The sequence below is a fragment of the Jiangella gansuensis DSM 44835 genome (assembly GCF_000515395.1).
Taxonomy (GTDB): Bacteria; Actinomycetota; Actinomycetes; order Jiangellales; family Jiangellaceae; genus Jiangella; species Jiangella gansuensis.
The window spans coordinates 997,068-1,017,322 of sequence record NZ_KI911782.1; the positions used below are offsets into that span (position 1 = coordinate 997,068).

Annotated in this window: 19 protein-coding genes; 10 read left to right on the top strand and 9 right to left on the bottom strand. The window is 70.8% G+C overall.

Annotated elements, in window-relative coordinates; all coding sequences use genetic code 11:
- Position 1: 1 nt before the first annotated feature.
- From JIAGA_RS0105005 to JIAGA_RS32770, 3 genes are read right to left on the bottom strand one after another with little or no spacing between them, the layout of a single operon-like run.
- Complete coding sequence (locus tag JIAGA_RS0105005) at positions 2–1,510, bottom strand: hypothetical protein (protein WP_026874820.1); 1,509 nt, start codon at positions 1,508–1,510, stop codon at positions 2–4.
- On the bottom strand, positions 1,507–2,013 hold the full coding sequence (locus JIAGA_RS0105010; protein WP_035812108.1) for an RNA polymerase sigma factor: 507 nt from the start codon (positions 2,011–2,013) through the stop codon (positions 1,507–1,509). The genes JIAGA_RS0105005 and JIAGA_RS0105010 overlap by 4 nt, the downstream gene beginning before the upstream one ends.
- Positions 2,014–2,018: 5 nt before the next feature.
- Positions 2,019–3,467, bottom strand: a complete 1,449-nt coding sequence (locus JIAGA_RS32770; protein WP_026874822.1) for a hypothetical protein — start codon at positions 3,465–3,467, stop codon at positions 2,019–2,021.
- A 187-nt stretch (positions 3,468–3,654) separates the two neighbouring features.
- Between JIAGA_RS32770 and JIAGA_RS0105020 the strand changes: the two genes are divergently transcribed.
- From JIAGA_RS0105020 to JIAGA_RS32775, 10 genes are all read left to right on the top strand, one after another.
- Positions 3,655–5,058 (top strand): cell division protein PerM, encoded by a 1,404-nt coding sequence (locus tag JIAGA_RS0105020; RefSeq protein ID WP_026874823.1) that lies wholly within the window; start codon positions 3,655–3,657, stop codon positions 5,056–5,058.
- A 205-nt stretch (positions 5,059–5,263) separates the two neighbouring features.
- Positions 5,264–5,866, top strand: coding sequence for a phosphoribosylglycinamide formyltransferase (gene purN / locus JIAGA_RS0105025; protein WP_035812110.1), 603 nt, complete (start codon positions 5,264–5,266; stop codon positions 5,864–5,866).
- Positions 5,863–7,425 (top strand): bifunctional phosphoribosylaminoimidazolecarboxamide formyltransferase/IMP cyclohydrolase, encoded by a 1,563-nt coding sequence (purH, locus tag JIAGA_RS0105030; protein WP_026874825.1) that lies wholly within the window; start codon positions 5,863–5,865, stop codon positions 7,423–7,425. Before purN ends, purH begins: the two co-directional genes overlap by 4 nt.
- A gap of 155 nt (positions 7,426–7,580) precedes the next feature.
- Positions 7,581–7,757 carry a DUF5302 domain-containing protein gene (locus JIAGA_RS34890; RefSeq protein ID WP_169738820.1) on the top strand — a complete coding sequence of 59 codons (177 nt, stop codon included), beginning with the start codon at positions 7,581–7,583 and terminating at the stop codon, positions 7,755–7,757.
- Between the two features lie 24 nt (positions 7,758–7,781).
- The gene (locus tag JIAGA_RS0105040; protein ID WP_026874826.1) at positions 7,782–8,651 is read left to right on the top strand and encodes a bifunctional methylenetetrahydrofolate dehydrogenase/methenyltetrahydrofolate cyclohydrolase; all 870 of its coding nucleotides are present in this window, start codon (positions 7,782–7,784) and stop codon (positions 8,649–8,651) included.
- Positions 8,652–8,724: 73 nt separating this feature from the next.
- On the top strand, positions 8,725–9,852 hold the full coding sequence (locus JIAGA_RS0105045) for a citrate/2-methylcitrate synthase (RefSeq protein ID WP_026874827.1): 1,128 nt from the start codon (positions 8,725–8,727) through the stop codon (positions 9,850–9,852).
- The gene (locus JIAGA_RS27625) at positions 9,849–10,202 is read left to right on the top strand and encodes a DUF3017 domain-containing protein (protein WP_211239515.1); all 354 of its coding nucleotides are present in this window, start codon (positions 9,849–9,851) and stop codon (positions 10,200–10,202) included. Before JIAGA_RS0105045 ends, JIAGA_RS27625 begins: the two co-directional genes overlap by 4 nt.
- Positions 10,203–10,279: 77 nt before the next feature.
- Positions 10,280–11,266: a malate dehydrogenase gene (locus tag JIAGA_RS0105055; RefSeq protein ID WP_026874828.1), complete on the top strand. Its 987-nt coding sequence runs from the start codon at positions 10,280–10,282 to the stop codon at positions 11,264–11,266.
- A 64-nt stretch (positions 11,267–11,330) separates the two neighbouring features.
- A complete protein-coding gene (locus JIAGA_RS0105060; RefSeq protein ID WP_026874829.1) occupies positions 11,331–12,548 on the top strand; it encodes an NADP-dependent isocitrate dehydrogenase in 1,218 nt (405 codons plus the stop codon).
- A 231-nt stretch (positions 12,549–12,779) separates the two neighbouring features.
- Positions 12,780–13,406 carry a hypothetical protein gene (locus JIAGA_RS32775; protein ID WP_051425741.1) on the top strand — a complete coding sequence of 209 codons (627 nt, stop codon included), beginning with the start codon at positions 12,780–12,782 and terminating at the stop codon, positions 13,404–13,406.
- Here the strand turns inward: JIAGA_RS32775 and JIAGA_RS27635 are convergent.
- The 6 genes from JIAGA_RS27635 to JIAGA_RS0105095 form a co-directional block, all read right to left on the bottom strand.
- The gene (locus JIAGA_RS27635; protein WP_084469473.1) at positions 13,387–14,514 is read right to left on the bottom strand and encodes a glycoside hydrolase family 183 protein; all 1,128 of its coding nucleotides are present in this window, start codon (positions 14,512–14,514) and stop codon (positions 13,387–13,389) included. The genes JIAGA_RS32775 and JIAGA_RS27635 overlap by 20 nt on opposite strands.
- 163 nt (positions 14,515–14,677) lie before the next feature.
- Complete coding sequence (locus JIAGA_RS0105075; RefSeq protein WP_026874830.1) at positions 14,678–15,676, bottom strand: substrate-binding domain-containing protein; 999 nt, start codon at positions 15,674–15,676, stop codon at positions 14,678–14,680.
- A 182-nt stretch (positions 15,677–15,858) separates the two neighbouring features.
- Positions 15,859–16,956 (bottom strand): glycoside hydrolase family 172 protein, encoded by a 1,098-nt coding sequence (locus JIAGA_RS0105080; protein WP_211239517.1) that lies wholly within the window; start codon positions 16,954–16,956, stop codon positions 15,859–15,861.
- Between the two features lie 44 nt (positions 16,957–17,000).
- Positions 17,001–17,888: a carbohydrate ABC transporter permease gene (locus tag JIAGA_RS0105085; protein ID WP_026874832.1), complete on the bottom strand. Its 888-nt coding sequence runs from the start codon at positions 17,886–17,888 to the stop codon at positions 17,001–17,003.
- On the bottom strand, positions 17,878–18,855 hold the full coding sequence (locus JIAGA_RS27640) for a carbohydrate ABC transporter permease (RefSeq protein WP_035812113.1): 978 nt from the start codon (positions 18,853–18,855) through the stop codon (positions 17,878–17,880). The genes JIAGA_RS0105085 and JIAGA_RS27640 overlap by 11 nt, the downstream gene beginning before the upstream one ends.
- On the bottom strand, positions 18,852–20,207 hold the full coding sequence (locus tag JIAGA_RS0105095; protein ID WP_211239518.1) for an ABC transporter substrate-binding protein: 1,356 nt from the start codon (positions 20,205–20,207) through the stop codon (positions 18,852–18,854). Before JIAGA_RS0105095 ends, JIAGA_RS27640 begins: the two co-directional genes overlap by 4 nt.
- Positions 20,208–20,255: the final 48 nt, after the last annotated feature.

Genomic DNA, 20,255 nt, shown 5'->3' on the forward strand with positions numbered 1-20,255 from the left:
CTCAGCGCACGGCGCGCTGCAGGGCGGTGCCCAGCAGTCGGGCCGCGAGACCGGGCCAGTCGCCGTCGGACGGGTCGCCGAATGCCCGGAAGGAGACGACCACGACGACGTTGCCGACCCGGGCCATGCCGTTGCCGGTGAACGACGGCTCCGAGCCGGGGTTGTCCGGGGTGGGCGAGTTCAGCACGCTCCACGCGAGGGCGTCGTCGGCGCCGTCGACAGAGACGGCGACCGGCTGGGTCACCGACTCCTCACGCTGCTCGCCGACCTCGCCGCAGACCTCCGGCCGGACGGTGTGCGCGGAGACCACCCGGAACGCCGAGTCGGCGTCCGGCATCCGCAGCACGTACTCCTGCACGCTGCCCTCGCCGAGCTCCTGGAAGTAGTGCATGTCCAGTGCGGCGTCGGCGCCGGCGGCGGAGAGGTCGTCGATGCAGCGTTCGGCCGGCGGCTCCGGGTCCTCGTAGTCGGAGCTGCGGGTGAACCCGGTGTAGGTGCCAACGGAGGCGAGGTCGGCGTCGGTGAGGAAGGGATCGTCAGCCAGGTCGAGCAGGTCACCTGGCGGCTCGGTGGGGTCGCCGGGACCGGTGGGGTCGCCCGTCGGCTCGGGGTCCGTGGTGGGTGTGGGTTCGTCCCCGGGTCCGGTTTCGGTGCCGGTCGGCTCGCCCCCCGGCTCGGTGCCGGGCTCGGTGAGATCGGCGGTGGAGACGTCTCCGACGCAGTCGGCGCCGAACAGCGTGTCGCAGACGCGTTCGGTGGCGCGGACGGGGGTGTCGATGTCGATGTCGCCGCTGGTGTTCTCGGTGGGCTCGATCCGGGTGGTGACGCTGACGACGTCCTCGACCCGGGTCAGGGCGACGGTGACGGCGTCGGCCTGCGGATCCGCCGGGTCGGCGTAGTAGCGCAGCATGAAGCCCTCGTCGCCCACGCCGTCGATCTGCAGCGTGTCGACCACCTGCGGCAGCTCGCCGCTGGTGGGGTCGGGCAGGCAGCCGTCCACCTCGTCGAAGAGCGGCCGCAGCTCGACGCCGCCGCCGATCCGGACCAGTTCCTGGCGGATCTCGCCGGCGCCGTCGGCCCGGTACGCGACCTCGGCCCGGTCGGTCACCGCGCTCAGGGTGTCCACGACGCCGGCCGGGTCGCAGGCCACCTCGGGACCGGCCGCGGTGGCGGCCCACGTGGTGCCGGTGTCGCCGGCGAGGTCCTCCGGCGTCAGCAGTGCCGCCGCGAGCTCACTGGCCTGCGTCGCCGGTGCCTCGGTCGCCGGCGGCGTGGACGCGGCGACCGGCGGGTCCGGCTCCGGCGTCGTCGTCAGCTCCGGTGGGTTGATGGCGAACACGGCCGCTCCGACCACCGCGATGCCGGCGACCACCCCGCCGGTGACCTGGTGACGGGTGCGGCGGGCGGCGCGGGCGCGAGCGGCGGCCGGTCCGGGCAGCGGGGCGGCCGGGACGTCGTCGCCGAGGGAGCCGAGCCTGCGTTGCAGGACCTCGTCGAAGTCGTCCGTCATGGCGCACCTCCCGCGGGGACGTCGTCCTCGGTGAGCAGCTGGGCGAGCGCGGCCCGGCCACGGGACAGGCGGGCCTTGATGGTGCCGGTGGGCGTGCCGGTCTCGTGAGCGATGTCGTCGACGCTCATGCCGACCAGGTGGTGCATCACGATCGCCTGCCGCTGCGCCTCCGGGATCTGCCTCAGCGCGGTGACGAGCGCGACGTGGTCGGGGTCCGGCGACGGCGTGTGCTGCGGTGCGCCGTGCTTGACCAGTGCGGTGAAGCCGTTCTTCGTCTTGCGCCAGCGGCTCGCGGCGATCCGCCAGGCGACGGTGCGGATCCACGCCTCGGGGTTGGTGGTCTGGCTGACGGTCTTCCAGCGCTGCCAGGCACGGGCGTACGCCTCCTGGGTGCATTCCTGCGCGTCGGCGAGGTTGCCCGTCATGGCGTACATCTGGTGCAGGACGCGGCGGCTGGTGGCGTTGTAGAAAGCGTCGAAGTCAGCGGTGTTCGTCTCGGCCATCGTCCTCACCCCCCGAGCCTCTGGCCGGCCCGATCGAGCAGCAGGCGGGCCTGTTCAGGGGTGACGTCGTACGAGAGGCCGTCGCTGTGGCTGGCGATGAAGTGGAAGACGACGGCGACGGTGTCGTCCCGCAGTACCGCGCCATAGACGGAGACGACGCCGTACTCGCTCTCGGAACGCCAGGTCATGCCCTCGTACCCGTCGCCGGAGATCGCCCCGGTGTTCTCGATGACGTCCCCGGGCTGGGTGAACACGTCGGCGGCCGCGACCAGCGCCTCGTAGTGGGCGCGGGCGGTGGCAGCGTCGGGGAAGTGCGCCCGCAGCTCGTCCAGGCTGGCACCACCCGGCTCCATCGGATCAGCGTAGCCGCGGTGTTCCAGGGATTCGGCGCCATCGGCGAGCGGGTCGCGGGGCAGTCCGACGTGACCGTATTCCTGCCACCCGTACTCGTCGGTGTTGTCACTGACCTCGCCGCCCTCGGTGATGTCGGCCAGCCCGATCTCGGCGATGTCGTCGATGGTCAGCCAGCCGTCGACGTCACCCTCCGGCTCGGGGTAGAGCCGGTGTTGCTCCGGGGTGGTGGGGCAGTCGGTGCCGAGGGCGTCGCAGAGCCTTTGAACAGCGCGTACGGTCCGGTCCGGTTCGGGCACGCCGTTGTAGTCCTGGCCCTCGCCGCCGTGGAAGATGGCGCTGACATAGTCGCCGGAGCGGGCCAGGCCGGCGGTGACGTAGGTCTGCGTCTCCGCCGTCAGCGGCGGCCCCCGCCAGACCAGCAAGTAGGCCTCGTCGCCCACCCCGGCCAGCTCCCACACCTGGATCAGGTCGTGTTGGTCGTCGCCCTGCGCGCAGGCGGTGATCTCGTCGCGGATCGCGCCCAGCCGGTCGTCCGCCGCTCCGGGCTCGGTGGGTTCGACGACGTGGTCGAACCGGGCGCTGTCGCCGATGCCGAAGCTCGCGACCGCCGCCGTCGCCGGGAACACCGGGACGCAGGGGAGCCAGCCGTCCTCGGGCGGCAGATCCGCCCAGTCGACGCCGCTGTCACCGACGACGTCGTCCAGGACGAGGAGCGCGCCGGGCGGGACGGTCAGTTCCGTGCGGGCGTCGGTGTCGGGTTCTTCCTGGCCCGACGGGTCCGGATCGGCCGGCGGCGCCGTGGGCGGGGTGGTGGGCTCGTCCGTCGGGGTGGCCGGTGCGGTCGGCGTGGCCGTCGGGGTCGCACCGTCGGAGGCAGGCGGCGCCGGTTGCGGGCTCGCGGTGAACTCCGGGGTGCTGATGGCGAGCACACCGGCCGCGATGACCGCGACCCCCGCGAGTACCCCGCTGGTGACCTGGTGCCGGGTGCGCTGAGCGGCCCGGTGGCGCGCGGCTACGGCCCCCGGGAGCGTGACCCCGGTGAGATCGGATTCCAGCCTGGCGAGGCGCCGGGCCAGCCCGTCGTCGAGGCTGTCAGCCACACCTACCTCCGTGATGACGACGTCATGGGCTACACCAGACAGGACCCGCCAGCGCCGCCTACGGTTGCACGACGAAACGGTGAACGCGGTCCATTCCCCGTATTCCGGCCCGGAAAATGCGGCCTGATCAGCGGCTTGTCGGCGTGGTGACCACGGATGCGGCGGAACTTCTGGTGACCATGGAGGCGTGGCCGACCTGCTGACCCGACCGCTGCTGCGCCGTGACGAACCGGCGTGGGGGTCTCGGGTCCCGTGGCTGGCGGCCATCGTGGCGGCCGCCTGGGCTCTGGTGGCGGGCCTGGCCATCTGCGTGTTGCCCGGGGTCGCGGTGTGGATCGGCGAGGGCGCGGTGGCGCCGCTGGGCGACCCGCTACGCCTGGGCGCCCGGCTCTGGCTGTCCGCGCACCGCGTCGGACTCGACGCCGGCGGCGCCGACATCACCTTCGCGCCGCTCGGGCTGACGCTCGTCATCCTCTTGCTGCTGCACCGCTGCGCGCGGTGGGCCGCCCACTCGGCCGGGGTGGCGACGACGCGCGGCGCGGTCACCGTCGTCGTTCCGGCCACGCTCGTCTACGGGCTGGGCGCCGGCGCGGTCGCCGGGTTCGCCACCACGCCCGACCTGACCGTCCTGCCGCTGGCGGCGGTGCTCTGGGCCGCCGGGTGGTCCGGCGCCGCGGTGACCCTCGGCACCGCGCACGAATCCGGCCTGCTGATGGGCTCGCTGGTGCGGCTGCCGCGGTACGCACGCGCCGGCGTGGCCGGTGCCGTCGCGGCGGTGGCCGGGCTGATCGTCGTCGGCGCGGGGTTGACGGCGCTGAGTGCGGTGCTCAACACCGACCGGGTCGGCGCGCTGGCCTCGGCGCTGGACGCCGGGCTGCTCGGCGGCACCGTCCTGGCCCTGGCCTGCGCGGCCATCGTGCCCAACGCCATCGTCTGGAGCACCGCGTTCGCGCTCGGGCCCGGCTTCGCCGTCGGCACCGGGACGTCCGTGGCGCCCGACGGTGTCACACTCGGCCTGGTGCCCGCGGTGCCGGCCCTGGGCGCACTGCCCGCCGACCTGCCCGGTGCGGTCGCCTGGCTGGTCGTGGCCGGTCCCCTGCTCGCCGGAGCGGTCACCGGCCTGGTGGTGCACCGGTGGATGGACGACGACGACCTGTGGCCCGCGGTGGGCGTGACCGGCGGCGCCGGGGCGGTCGCGGCGGTGGCGATGGCGGTGCTGGCGCTGCTCTCCGGCGGCTCGGCCGGTGCTGAGCGGCTCACCCAGATCGGCCCGGTGCCGTGGGAGATGGCCGCCGCGACGCTGGCCTTCATCAGCGTGCCGGCCGCGCTCGTCGTGGTCGTGCTCCGCCTGCGCCGCGTCGCCCCCGCCCAGGACCCCGAAGCCGAGCCCGCCCCGGACGGCGACCCCGTCCCCGAACGTGACCTCGGCGGGGATCCCGAGCCCGAAACCGCCCTCGGCGGGGATCCCGAGCCCGAAACCGCCCTGGACCCAGCCCCCACCGGAGACCCGGACCCCGAGCCCGGTGGGCCCCCCGAAACGGCCCCGGAGGCCGACCCCGGCCAACCCCCGCCCCCACCCAGCCCCCGTTGATCTTGGAGTTTCCGCGGAATCCATCGGACATTCCGGGCGGCGAATCCGCGATTGCTCCAAGATCAACGAGAGTGGGGCGGATGGTGCGCCGACGCGGGCAACGTGCGGGGGACGGCGCCGAGGTATTGTCGCCACGCCGCCTCCCGCGCGTCCGGAGCGGTGACGACGATCGAGGAGTTTGACGGTGCCTGAGCGGCCGGGACGGATGTGCCGGATCGTGGTGCTGGTGTCGGGGACGGGCAGCAATCTCGCCGCCCTGCTCGAGGCCTGCGCCGACGAGTCGTACGGAGCCGCGGTGGTGGCCGTCGGCGCCGACCGGGACGGCATCCGGGCCCTGGACATCGCCGCCGAAGCGGGTGTGCCGTCCTTCGTCGAGCGGGTCAAGGACTATCCCGAGCGCGCCGACTGGGACCGCGCCCTCGCCGAACGCACCGCCGAACACGAACCCGACCTCGTCGTGTCGGCCGGTTTCCTCAAGCTGGTCGGCCCGGCCTTCCTCGCCCGGTTCGGCGACCGCTACCTCAACACCCACAATGCGCTGCTGCCGTCGTTCCCGGGCATCCACGGCCCGCGCGACGCCCTGGCCTACGGCGTCAAGATCACCGGCGCGACGCTGTTCTTCGTCGACGAGGGCGTCGACACCGGTCCCATCGTCGCCCAGGTCGCCGTCCCAGTAGAGGACGGCGACACCGAGGAGACGCTCACCGAGCGCATCAAGGCCGCTGAGCGCGCCCAGTTGGTCGAGTACGTCGGGCGGTTGGCCCGCGACGGCTGGACCATCACCGAGAGAAAGGTCAGCATTCCGTGAGCGAGGCACGTACGCCGATCCGGCGGGCGCTCATCAGCGTCTACGACAAGACCGGCCTGGAAGAGCTGGTCCGGGGGCTGGCCGCGGCCGGCGTCGCCATCGTGTCGACGGGGTCGACCGCGCAGCGGATCGCCGCGGCCGGGGTCGAGGTGACCAAGGTCGAGGACCTCACCGGGTTCCCGGAGTGCCTCGACGGCCGGGTCAAGACGCTGCACCCGAACGTCCACGCCGGCCTGCTGGCCGACGTGCGGCTCGACTCGCACCGCACGCAACTGGGTGAGCTGGGGATCGAACCGTTCGAGCTGCTGGTCAGCAACCTGTACCCGTTTGCGCAGACGGTCGCGTCCGGCGCCGGTCCGGACGAGGTCGTCGAGCAGATCGACATCGGCGGTCCGTCCATGGTCCGTGGCGCGGCGAAGAACCACGCCAACGTGGCCGTCGTCGTCGATCCAGCACGCTACGGCGACGTGCTGGCGGCCGTGGCCGCGGGCGGGTTCACGCTGGCCGAGCGGCAGCGGCTGGCGTTGCAGGCGTTCACCCACACCGCCACCTACGACGTCCACGTGGCGTCCTGGCTGGGCAGTGTCGTCGCGCCGCCGGCCGACGGCTCGGTCTTCCCGGAGTGGCTCGGCGGCACCTGGGAGCGCGGCGCCGTGCTGCGATACGGCGAGAACCCGCACCAGGCCGCGGCGCTCTACCGCACCGGGCACGGTGCGGCCGGACTGGCCGGCGCTGAGCAGTTGCACGGCAAGGAGATGTCGTACAACAACTACGTCGACGCCGATGCCGCCTGGCGCTCCGCCCACGACTTCACCGAGCCGGCCGTCGCCATCATCAAGCACGCCAACCCGTGCGGCATCGCCGTCGGCGCGGACATCGCCGAGGCGCACCGGCGCGCGCACGCCACCGACCCGGTGTCGGCCTTCGGCGGCGTCATCGCGGCGAACCGGTCGATCACCGCGGAGGCCGCGCAGCAGATCGCGAAGGTCTTCACCGAGGTCATCGTGGCGCCGGACTTCGAGCCCGGCGCCCTCGAGGTGCTGACGCTGAAGAAGAACGTGCGCCTGCTGCGGCTGCCCGAGGCCGACCAGCGGCCGGTCGAGACCCGCTCGATCTCCGGTGGCCTGCTCATGCAGCAGGTGGACCGGGTGGACGCGGCCGGCGACGACCCCGAGTCGTGGACCCTGGCGACCGGTGATCCCGCCGATGACGCCACCCTGGCCGACCTCGCCTTCGCCTGGCGCGCGGTGCGGTCGGTGAAGAGCAACGCGATCCTGCTGGCCGCCGGCGGCGCCGCGGTCGGCGTCGGCATGGGCCAGGTCAACCGGGTGGACTCCGCCCGGCTGGCTGTCTCGCGCGCGGGCGAGCGGGCGGCCGGGTCGGTGGCCGCGTCGGATGCGTTCTTCCCGTTCCCGGACGGGCTGCAGGTGCTGGTCGAGGCCGGGGTGCGAGCCGTGGTCCAGCCGGGTGGTTCGGTGCGCGACGAGGAAGTCGTGGCCGCGGCCCGCGAGGCGGGTGTGACGATGTACTTCACCGGCACTCGGCACTTCTTCCACTGACGCCTTCACCGACGCCCTCGCCCGGCTCGGAAATGATCACGTCGAGCATGGCTGCTCCCGCTTCACCAGGAATGCTTGCCTGGTGAAGCGGGAGAACGCCTGGTGGCACACCGGATCGCGGATGATCATGGGACCGGACAGGCTAGAGTGTGACCATGGCAGAAGCCAAGAAGTCCGGCGGCAATGACGACCTCAAGGCCAAGTTCCGCGAGGCCCTGGAGCGTAAGAAGTCCGCCGACCACGAGCACCCGCACGACGACGCCGCGGGCACCGGTCCCACGCACGAGGACGCGGCCAAGACCCAACGCATGTTCCGGCGCAAGAGCGGCTGATCGATCCATGCGAGAATCGCCATCGTGAGCGCGACGATTCTCGACGGCAAGTCCACCGCAGCCAGCATCCGCTCCGAGCTCACGGGCCGCGTCAAGGCATTGGCCGACCGCGGCGTCGTGCCGGGGCTGGGCACCGTCCTGGTCGGTGACGACCCCGGCAGCCATGCCTATGTCGCGGGCAAGCACCGCGACTGTGCCGAGGTCGGCATCGAGTCTCTCCAGGTCGAACTGCCGGCCACGGCCACCCAGGCCGAGGTCGAAGCCGCGATCGCCCAGCTCAACCGCGACCCCGCCTGTCATGGCTTCATCGTGCAGCTGCCGCTGCCGAAGGGCCTGGACGACGACGGCGTCCTGTCGGCCATCGACCCGGCCAAGGACGCCGACGGGCTGCACCCACAGAACCTCGGCCGGCTCGTGCTCATGCAGCCCGCGCCGTTGCCGTGCACACCGCGCGGCTGCCTCGAGCTGCTGCGCCGCTACGACGTCCCGATCGACGGCGCCGAGCTGGTGATCGTCGGGCGGGGCGTCACCGCCGGCCGGCCGATGGCCCTGTTGTTCTCGCGACGCAGTGAGAACGCCACGGTCACCATCTGCCACACCGGTACCCGTGACCTCGCCGAGAAGCTGCGGCGGGCCGACATCGTCATCGCCGCGGCCGGGGTGCCGGGGCTCATCACGGCCGACATGATCAAGCCCGGGGCTGCCGTGCTCGACGTCGGCATCACCCGCGTCGTGGGCCCGGACGGCAAGGGCCGCTACACCGGCGACGTCGCACCCGACGTGCGTGAGGTCGCCGGTCACCTGGCCCCGATGCCCGGCGGCATCGGGCCGATGACCCGGGCGATGCTGCTGGCCAACGTCGTCGAGGCGGCGGAGGCGTCGACAACGGAGTGAACCGCACCCCGCGCGGGTGCAGCGACTCGGTAGGGTGACGCCGGCTCGCTCTTCGAGAAGGAGGACCCAGTACATGGCCGAGAAGTCTCCGCGCGGCCTCGCCGACGTCGTGGCAGCGTCCACGTCGATCTCCGACATCGACGGGCGAGAAGGACGGCTGTCCTACCGCGGTTACGACATCCACGACATCGCCGGGCGCATCTCGTTCGAGGAGTGCGTCCACCTGCTCCAGCGTGGTTCGCTGCCCACTCAGGCCGAGCTCGATGGCCTGACGAGGGAGTTGTTCGAGGGCCGGCAGTACGGTTCGGTGGCGATGACGCTGCTGCCGCATGTGGTGCAGAGCGGGACGCCGATGGAGGCGCTGCGCACCCTGGTGTCGTCGCTGGCCATCGACGACCCCGACGCCGCGGACGCGTCCATCGAGGCCGACCGGCGCAAGGCCACCCGGCTGGTGGCGCAGCTGCCGATGCTGGTGGCGGCATACGAGGCCCAGCGCAGCGGGCGTGAGGTGCCGGACCCGGACCCGGAGCTCGGCATCGCCGGCGCCTTCCTGCTGCAGATCACCGGTGAGCGGCCGGCAGCGCGGGCGGCGGAGATCTTCGACGAGTGCCTCGTGCTGCACGCCGACCACACCATGAACGCCTCCACGTTCACCGCCCGGGTTATCGCCGCCACCCTGTCCGACATGCACTCGGCCATCACCGGGGCCATGGGTGCGCTGCGTGGCCCGCTGCACGGCGGCGCCAACGAGGCCGTCATGAAGACGCTGACGTCCATCGACGGAGACGTCGACGACGTCGACGCGTTCGTCCGGGCCGAGCTCGACGCCGGCCGCAAGATCATGGGCTTCGGGCACCGGGTCTACAAGACCGAGGACCCACGCGCCACCCACCTGCGCAAGATGAGCGAGGAACTGGCCGACCTCACCGGCAACCGCCGCTACTACGAGTTCTCCCGCCGCATGGAGCAGGTGGTGCTCGACGCCAAGGGCCTGTACCCGAACGTCGACTTCTTCGCCGCCAGCGTCTACCACGCGCTGGGCATCCCGACCGACCTGTTCACGCCGGTGTTCGCCATCTCGCGGATGAGCGGCTGGACCGCCCACGTCATCGAGCAGCACGAGGACAACCGCCTCATCCGGCCCGACAGCGACTACACGGGCCCGCAGGACCAGCGCTGGGTGGAGATCTCGCAACGGTGAACACGCGGTCCGGAAACCACCGGGCCCCCGCCACGAGCCGGTGGGCCCAGGCCGCCGAGCGCAGGCTGACCCCCGCAAGCTGGTTGCGGGCGGTGTTCCGGCAGTGGCCGCTGCTGCTGGTGCTTCTGGTCATCGCCATCGGCGCGGTGGTCGTCGCCGACGATCACTTCCGTCGCGGCACGTTCATCATGGCCGGCGGAGTGTGCCTGGCCGCGTTCCTGCGCGCGGTGCTGCCCAGTGAGGTGGCCGGGCTGCTGAAACTGCGCTCCCGGTTCCTCGACATCCTGACGCTGGGGTTCCTCGGCGCCGGGACGCTCATCGCCTGCCTCATCGTGCCGCCCCCGTCCTGACCCGCACCGGCGCCTCTCGTAGCATCGCAGACGTCCGTAGTTGCGGCGCCGCGTTCACTCATCGAGGAGAAGTTGTCATGGCCAAGGCCCCAGTCACCGTCACCGTCACCGGCGCGGCCGGTCAGATCGGCTACGCGCTGCTGTTCCGGGTGGCGTCGGGGCAGTTGCTCGGTCCCGACACCCCGGTGCGGCTGCGGTTGCTGGAGATCCCGCAGGCGGTGAAGGCGGCCGAGGGCACCGCCATGGAGCTCGACGACTGCGCGTTCCCGCTGCTGTCCGGCATCGACATCACCGACGACCCGCGCACGGCGTTCGACGGCGTCGACGTCGCTCTGCTGGTCGGGGCGCGGCCGCGGACGAAGGGCATGGAGCGCGGCGACCTGCTGGAGGCCAACGGCGGCATCTTCAAGCCGCAGGGCGAGGCCATCAACGCGGGCGCGGCGTCCGACGTGCGAGTGCTCGTCGTGGGCAACCCGGCCAACACCAACGCGCTGATCGCCCGGTCGCACGCGCCGGACGTCCCGGCCGAGCGGTTCACCGCGATGACCCGCCTCGACCACAACCGGGCGCTGTCGCAGCTGTCGGCCAAGCTGGGCGTCGGCGTCGCCGACATCTCGAAGCTGACGATCTGGGGGAACCACTCCGCCACCCAGTACCCCGACGTCTTCCACGCCGAGGTCGCCGGCAAGCCGGCCAGTGAGCTGGTCGACGAAGCCTGGCTGGCTGAGGACTTCATCCCGACCGTCGCCAAGCGCGGCGCGGCCATCATCGAAGCTCGCGGCGCCTCGTCCGCGGCGTCGGCGGCGAACGCGGCCATCGACCACGTCTACGACTGGGTCAACGGCACCGCCGAGGGCACCTGGACGTCGGCGGCCATTCCGTCGGACGGCTCGTACGGCGTGCCCGAGGGCCTGATCTCGTCGTTCCCGGTGGTCTCGCGGGGCGGCGCGTGGGAGATCGTCCAGGGCCTCGAGATCAACGACTTCTCCCGTGGCCGCATCGACGCCTCTGTCCAGGAACTCACCGAGGAACGCGATGCCGTCGCCGCCCTGGGCCTGATCTGAGGCCCGTCACCTCGGTCTGTTATCTTGACGTCGAGACACCCTCACACTCAGGAGCACTGACACCATGGCGAAGATCAAGGTAGCCGGGCCCGTAGTCGAGCTCGACGGCGACGAAATGACGCGGATCATCTGGTCCTTCATCAAGGATCGCCTGATCCACCCGTACCTCGACGTCGACCTGCGCTACTACGACCTGTCGATCCAGCACCGCGACGCCACCGACGACCAGGTGACGGTCGACGCCGCCAACGCCATCAAGGAACACGGCGTCGGCGTCAAGTGCGCCACCATCACGCCGGACGAGGCGCGGGTGGAGGAGTTCGGCCTGAAGAAGATGTGGGTGTCGCCGAACGGCACCATCCGCAACATTCTCGGCGGCGTGGTCTTCCGCGAGCCGATCATCATCTCGAACATCCCGCGGCTGGTCCCGGGCTGGACCAAGCCGATCATCATCGGCCGCCACGCCCACGGTGACCAGTACAAGTCCACCAACTTCAAGGTGCCGGGCGCCGGCACGGTGACCATCACCTACACCCCCGCCGACGGCTCGCAGCCGATCGAGCACGAGGTCGTCCGGATGCCCGACGACGGCGGTGTCGTCATGGGCATGTACAACTTCAACAAGTCGATCGAGGACTTCGCCCGGGCGTCGTTCTCCTACGGCCTGCAGCGCGGCTACCCCGTCTACATGTCGACGAAGAACACCATCCTCAAGGCCTACGACGGCGCCTTCAAGGACATCTTCGCCGACGTCTTCGAGCGGGAGTTCAAGGCCGACTTCGAGAAGGCCGGGCTGACCTACGAGCACCGCCTCATCGACGACATGGTCGCCGCGGCGATGAAGTGGGAGGGCGGCTACGTCTGGGCCTGCAAGAACTACGACGGCGACGTCCAGTCCGACACCGTCGCGCAGGGCTTCGGCTCGCTGGGCCTGATGACCTCGGTGCTCATGACCCCGGACGGCAAGACGGTCGAGGCGGAGGCCGCGCACGGCACCGTCACCCGGCACTACCGGCAGCACCAGGCCGGCAAGCCGACCTCCACCAACCCGATCGCCTCCATCTACGCCTGGACCGGCGGCCTCAAGCACCGCGGCAAGCTCGACAACACCCCCGAGGTCACCGGTTTCGCCGAGGCCCTCGAGGACGTCGTGGTGAAGACGGTCGAGTCCGGCGCCATGACGAAGGACCTCGCCCTCCTGGTCGGTCAGGACCAGCAGTGGCAGACCACCGAGGAGTTCCTCGCGACCCTCGACGAGAACCTCTCCAAGCGCCTCGCCTGAGGTTCTGTCACCTGATCTCCGATTCGTCACCTGATCGTTCCCACGGGGGCGATCAGGTGACGAATGCGCACCGACAGAGGGTCCGGACGCCACCTGATCATGTCCGTGATGTGGATGCCGAACGATCAGGTGCACTTTGGCGGTGAAACCCGGCCGCATGGTCACCTGATCGTTCGCAGAGCGCGGCATCCCACTGAGACCGTCCGGGCGTGGATCGATCGTCCCGGCCGGATGCGGGTCGAGGGCGAGTCCGGCCGCGTCACGTCGTACGACGAGTCCCGCCGCGAGCGCACCGACCGGGGCGTCTTCGCGGTCAGTACGGCAGGCTCGAACGGGGCGCCGCCGACGGAGCTCGCGCAGCCTGAGTACCACTTCCCGCAGGACCCGGACGCGCCGCCACCGGTGCGCCGTCCCGACGGCCTGGTCGCCGCGCGGCCCACGGACTTCTCCGTGATCTACGACGACCCGATGCACGTCAACTACCTGTGGGTGGTCATGCTCGACCCGGTCGAGCTGGCCGACGGTGCGCCGCCGGACGGACCCCCGTCGCCCGACGTGCCCGCTCTGGACGTGCTCGCACTGACCGCCGGGACCCGTGCCGGCCGTCCCACGGTCGAGGCGACCGTGCGCCCGACCCCGTCGTACAGCCCGCGCTGCACCTGCTGCGCCCTGCTCGACGGAGAGGTGGTCGCTTGGCTCCTGCGCGATGAAGGCGGGCCGGTGCCGCCGCGGCGGGCCTACCCCGACGTCTTCGAGGTCGCGCTGGACACCGGGACCGGGATCTGCGTCTGGCTTCGCGAGCTCGGCGGCGACCACGACGGCGCCGGTTTCGACGTCGTCATCGAGGCGGCACGCTGAGGGACGTGCGCATCAGCGTGACGTTGTACGGCGCCCACTGGGTCATGGCGAAGTAGAGGTCCGGGCCACTCGACCACGGGTGCAGGAACGCTCCGTACAGCGCCGGGTACTCGCTGCCGCTGACGATCACCTGCTCGTTGCTCCACGGCCCAGTGGGCCGGGGCGCGTCGCGCAGCACGATGGCCGCGCGGGACTCGTCGAGATACGTCATCAGCCAGCGGCCGGTGTACTCGTTGTACTGCACTGACAGCTCGCCCACCGTGCCGGCCGCCACCGGCGCGGCCGTGGCTTCGTCCGGCGACCACCCGGAGCCGTTCCAGTACCGGTACGCGTCCTTGTCCAGGACCTTCCCGGCCGGTACCCGGGCGAGGTGCGCGTCGCCGAACCGGCCGTTCGGCGTGCCGAACAGGTACACGTGTCCGCCGTGCCGGGCGAAGGCGGCCAGCTGGAACGCGCTGCTCCACTCCGGCGTGTTCGTCCAGACCGCGTCCGGGTCCTTCGTCCACGTCTCGCCGTTGTCGTCGGAGTAGGCGATGCCCGCGTGGTTGGTGAACCACTGCCCGGGCGGGCCCCAATGGTGCACCGACATGTAGTGCAGGTAGCTGCGGCCGTCGACCGTGACGCCCGCGGTGGGGATGACGGTCTCCTCGTCGTTGTTGACCTGCTTGCAGTCGAGCAGCTGCCCGGCGTGGCCGGGCCGGTCCTGGACCATGGTGTCGAACGTCATGCCGTCGGCGAGGTCGGTGTCGGACGAGCGGGCCAGCACGTTGCATCGCCAGTCGGCGTCGCGCGGCCCGGCGCCGTTGCCGCCCCAGCCCTCGCCGTAGGTGTCGCCGAACGCCATGAGTACCTCGCCGGCGCCGTTGTCCCAGATGATCCCGAGATCGGTGCCGTGGACCTGGTAGCGGGCGGCGGTGTGGTTGACGGAGCCGGCGCCGGTGAGGCGTGCGACCGGCACTGCAGGGTCGGCCGTGACCGCGGATGTCGGTTCGGCCCGCGACGGTGCGGGGTTCCGCTCCGCGTGGGGCACGCCGTCTGAGGCCATCGCGGACGACGCCACCAGCAACAAGGCGACGGCTCCGGTTGCGGCGAGCAGCTGGACTCTCATGCGGGCCTCCTTCGCCGGCGGTGTCGCCAAGCAGGTGAGAAATCGATTTCCAGCCTAGAGTCGGTGCGCTGGACCCGTCAACGCCCAGCCCTCCTCCCCATGATCATCGGCATTCGACCCCGCTATGACGGGGTGGATCGCCGATGATCAAGGGAAGAGCGGGTCAGCGGCGGGTGGAGCTGGCCCGGATCTGCAGCTCGGTCGGCAGCACGACGTGGGTGGTGTCGGCGTCGGGCTTGGAGAGCCGTCGGGAGAGCAGCTGCGCCGCCTGCCGCCCGACGTCGTAGGCCGGCTGGGACACCGTGGTCAGCGTCGGCCGGATGAGGTCGGCCCAGGGGATGGTGTCGAAGCCGACGACGGCGATGTCGGAGGGCACCGTGAGCTCGCGCTGGACCAAGCACTCCATGGCGCCGACGGTCATCAGGTTGTTGGCCGCGAACAGGGCGTCCGGCGCGGCATCGTCGTCCAGGAGTGAGGCCATTGCGTCGTAGCCGCCCCGTTCGCGGAAGTCGGCGAACCGGACCAGCGATTCGTCCAGCGGCAGGCCCGCCGCGCCCAGGGCTCGCCGGTAACCGTCGTAGCGGTAGGTGGCGGTGCTGAGCCAGCGGGGACCGCCGATGCACGCGATGCGCCGGTACCCCTGGTCGATCAGGTGGGCGGTGGCCTGCTCGGCGCCGTGCTCGTTGTCGACGAGGACGGTGTCGGTGCGCAGGCCGTGCAGTTCGCGGTCGATGACGACCACCGGGCAGCCGGAGTCGAGCAGCAGCTTGACGTCGTCGACCCGGTTGGACGACGGGGAGATGATGACGCCGGCCATCTGCTCGCTCAGCGCGGCGAGGATGTAGTTGGACTCCTTCTCCGGGTTCTCGTCGCTGTTGCAGAGCACGACGGAGTACCCGGCGGCCAGTGCGATGTCCTCGACCCCACGGACCATCGAGGTGAAGAACGGGTTCTCGACGTCGGAGATGATGACGGCCCACAGGCTGGTGCGGCTCTTGCGCAGGTTGCGGGCGACGGCGTTGCGGCGGTACCCGAGCTCAGAGACCGACGTGGTGACCCGCTCGGCCAGCACGGGGTCGACCTTGGCATGCCCGTTGAGGACGCGCGAGACCGTCGCCGCGGAGACGCCGGCGTGGCGCGCCACATCGTAGATGGTGACCACCCCGTGCCCCTCTCCTGCACCGTCGACATGGGCCCGATCATCCTAGACGATCGTGGAATCGATTTCTCATCGACTTCCGCCCTATGGGCCTCGGCGCACCCCGGTCACTATCCGTCATACACCTCCCGGTCGGCGATGGCGGTGAAGCTCGCCGAACCGGTCCGGGCAGTGCGGCACATCGGTCAGTTCACCTCCATGGTCAGCAGGTCCGGCGCGGGCGGCCGGTTCGGCAGCGACGGCGCGTCCAGGTAGAACAGCGCGGTCGAGGCGAGGTCGTCGCTGGTGGGCCGGTACCGGTGCGCGAGCCCGTTGTGGTGCCCGGGCCCGATGCCGAGGCTTTGGACGGTGACCCGGAGGTTCTCGGTGAACCGGATCGGGTCCGGGATGTGCCAGCGGTACATGCCGAAGCGTTGCTGGCTGGCGTAGAGACCGTCCGGTCGCAGCACCTGGTTGAGGCCCAGGTACGGCGTGGTGAAGGGGGTGTAGCCCTGCCCCGGGACGTCGAAGTTCCAGGCGCCGCCGAAGTAGTCCTCCGTGCCGGTGCCGCAGATAGTGGGGAACTCGACGTCACCGTCCAGGAAGAACTTGACCTCGCCCTCGCCCCACCAGCCGGGGTCGTTGGTGGCCCAGGCCAGGTAGGTCCCGACGTAGTGGCCGCTGCCCTCGACGCGGTCGAGGATGGTGTGCACCTCGCCGCGCGGCACCGGGTGGCTGCGCCGCCAGTGCGCGTGCAGGTACGACGCGTCGTCCGCGACGTCGCCGAGCTCGTAGTCGATCTGGTAGTAGAGAACCACCTCTTCGGCGGACACGTTCTCCAGCGTCAGGCGGGCCGAGCGGCGGAACGGCATCGGCCAGTAGGCGTTGAAGCCGCCGTTCGGGTTCGCGGCCACGGCCAGTGAGGAGACCTGGCTGAACGTGTTCCAGCCGTTGCAGAAGAGGTCGCCGAGCGGCACCTCGACGGCCGGCACCTGCTCGCCGTCCCAGTACATCCGCAGGATGGTGCCCCGCCAGGCGCGGTGCGGCGCGGTGGTGCACCAGATGTGCTTGATCACCCCCGGGCCGCCGATCTCGCCCAGGACCGCGGTCTCGCCGGCCGGGATGTGGATGCTGGGCGAGATCTTCCAGCCCTGGCCGAGGTCGCCGGCCGCACGGGCGCCGGTGCCCTCGGTCGCCATCCCGCCGCGGCCCTTCTCGCCGGTGGGGTTCTCCGCGCTGATGGAGCGGCTGACGCGGGACGAGCGGCGGGACAGGGATTCCAGGCCGATCGGGTCGTCGAGCAAGGTCGTCTCCTTCGTCTAGCTGGTTGTGCGTCACCGGGCGCCGTTCACTTCAGGCCCGAGGTCTTGATGGACTCCACGATTCTGCGCTGGAAGATGGCGAACGCGATCAGCGTGGGTATCGCCGCGATCGTGGCCGCGGCCAGCACGTACTGCCAGTCGGCGCTGTTCTGGTCCTGGAAGCTGGCGATGCCCAGCTGCACCACCTGCAGGTCCGAGTCCGTCGTCGCCACCAGGGGCCACAGGAACGCGTTCCAGTTGGCCAGGAAGAACAGCACGGCCAGCGCGGCGAAGATGGACCGGCTCAGCGGCAGGATGATCGACCAGTAGATGCGCCAGTACCCACAGCCGTCCAGTACCGCCGCCTCCTCCAGCTCGGCCGGAATGGACAGGTAGAACTGCCGCAGCAGGAAGATGCCGTACGCGCTGAAGATGGCCGGCAGGATCAGCCCGGCGTAGCTGTTGAGCAGTCCCAGGCGGTGCACCACCAGGAACAGCGGCACCAGCACCACCGGCCCGGTGACCAGCAGGGTCGAGAAGATGCCCAGGAAGATCGCGTCGCGGCCGGGGAACTTCAGCCGGGCCAGCGCGTAGGCGGCCATGGAGTGGAAGAACAGCGCGGCCACCGTCACCGTCACCGACACCACGAAGCTGTTGAACAGGTACCGGCCGAACGGGGCGGCGGTGAACACGTAGTCGAAGTTGTCGACGGTGGGGGCCGACGGCAGCAGGTTGGTGCTGAGCACCTCGTCGGCGCCCTTGAACGAGCTGGTCACCATCCACACCAGCGGGAACACCGTCAGGATGGTGATGACGCCGACGACGACGAAGAGCGTGGAGGACTTCCTGCGCCGCCGGGACATGCGCCGGCGTGGTTCCGACGAGGCCGCGGCGGACCCGGCCGGACGGGGGAGGGCGGCGGTCTCACTGGGCATGGCTGAATCGGCCTCCCTTGGTGACGGCGAACAGCAGCGCCGACCACGCCAGCAGGATCAGCACGATGAACGACCCGATCGCCGCGGCGTAACCGAACTCCCCGTACACGAATGCCTGTTGGTAGACGTAGTAGATGACCAGCGTGGTCGAGTTGGCCGGGCCGCCGCCGGTCAGGATCACCAGCAGGTCCAGGCCGCCGGTCATCACCGCGATCGTCGACGTGAGCAGGATGAAGAAGCTGGTCGGTTTCAGCAGCGGCCAGGTGATGTTGCGGAACGTCGTCCACGGACCGGCGCCGTCGAGGCTGGCCACCTCGTAGTACTCGCGCGGGATGTCCTGGAGACCGGCCAGGAAGATGAGCATGTAGTAGCCCATGGAGAACCAGATCGTGATGATCATGACCGTGGGCAGCGCGAACGTCGGATCGCCCAGCCACGACGGTGCAGTGAGCCCGACGCGGGCGAGGACCCGGGCGATGAAGCCGACGTCGTCGGTCAGCAGGAACTGCCAGATGAGCGCGACGACGACGAGGCTGACGACGTTGGGGGCGAACAGCGCGGTGCGGAACAATCCGACCAGCGGGAACTTGTGCCGCACCAGCAGCGCCAGGCCGAGGCCGGACAGGAACAGCCCGGGCACCAGGACCACCAGGTAGACGAGGGTGCGCCCGAGGCTGGCGAGGAAGTACGGGTCGGCGAACATCCGCTCGAAGTTCGCCAGGCCGACGAAGTCGTAGCCGCCGAACCCGTCGACGCGGAAGAACGCCAGGATGATGGAGAGCACCATCGGGATCGCGACGAAGATCGTCAGCCCGATGAGGTTGGGGGCCATGAACAGATAGGCGGCACGTCGTTCGCGCCGTTCCCGCGCGGTGCGGGTGCTGGCGTCGGGAGTGCCGCCGCCGCGGGCTCGGTGTGCGCCGGCGGGGGCGGTGGGCTCCGCCGGGCTCGTGGTGGGAGTGCTCATGCCAGGTCTACCCCCTCGTACGTGGTGAGGTAGGCATCGATGGCCTGCGCCGCGGTGGCCGCCTGGTCCTCGGGGTCGCCTCCGGCCAGCTGGCAGGACTGGATGGCGTCGGACACCGCCTTGTAGATGACCGGTGGGTAGCGTGGCTCGCCGCGGCCGGTGGGGAAGATCTCGTCGCGGAACAGGCGCATGTGCTCGCTGTCGTAGCCGCCGGCCTGGCTGCCGTCCTCCAGGCTGCTGCGGCGCGGGGAGATGTCGCGCTTGGCGTCGGTGCACCAGTTGGCGACCCGGGCGATGCCGTCGTCGTCCATGGAGCCCAGCGCCCAGGCGCAGAACCGGGCCGCTTCGTCCGGGTTGCGGCCCAGCGCGTTGGCGGCGAAGGCCCAGCCACCCAGGACGGTGGCCGGCTCGCCGCCGTCGGGAACGGGTAGCGGGATGACGCCGTAGTCGAAGTCGGGCGCCTTGCGTTCGAAGTCCTGGATGGCCCAGATGCCGGTCTGCCAGATGGACGCGTAGCCCTCGCCGAAGGAGGTGACGATGTCGTCGGAGGCCGGTGGGACGCGCGGGGTGAGGCCCTCCTCGACGGCGTCCTTCCACAGTCGCAGCGCGTTGACGGCGGCCGGGGAGTCGAAGCCGCTGCGGGAGCCGTCGACGACCTCGCCGCCGCCCTGCCACATCCACGGGTACCAGACGAAGTTCTGGTAGTAGTCCTGCGCGGTCGGGACCACGAACCCGCCCTCTCCGGCCGACAGGAGGCGGTCGGTGACGGACAGCAGGTCGTCCCAGGTGGCCGGCAGGTCGCCCTCGGACAGTCCTGCTCGCTGGAACGCCTCGCGGTTGTAGAAGAGCGCCAGCGGCTCGATCTCCATGGGCAGGGCATAGACACGGTCGCCCACCATCCGGGTGGCCAGGTTGTCGGGGTAGAAGTCGTCGATGGCCTCCTGGCTCAGATGCGGGGTGAGGTCGGCCAGGACGTTCCCGTTGAGGTAGCGGGCGATGTCTCCCGGGCTGATCAGGAAGATGTCCGGGCCCTCGCCCGCGGAGAACGCGGTGCCCAGCTTCTGACTGCCGAGGACGGGCGCGTAGACCAGCTCGATCTGCTGCTCGTTCTCGGCGTTCCAGCGGTCGACGGTGTCCTGCATCCACGCCGCTCGAGCGATGACGACGGGGTCCTCGTTGGGGGCCGGCGCGTAGAAATTCCAGAACTGCAGCGGTGCGGATGCCGAGGCAGTGCCGCCGCAGCCGCTCAGCATGCTCGGCAGTGCGACGGAGCTGGTCAGGCCCGCGGTGAGGCCGAGAAATCGGCGCCGGGACAGCGGCCCGGCGGGGGGTGTCGCAGGGGGAGGTGGCACGGCCACTCCTCTCAGCAATCGATTACTTGCTGTGGCCGAGAGGTTAAC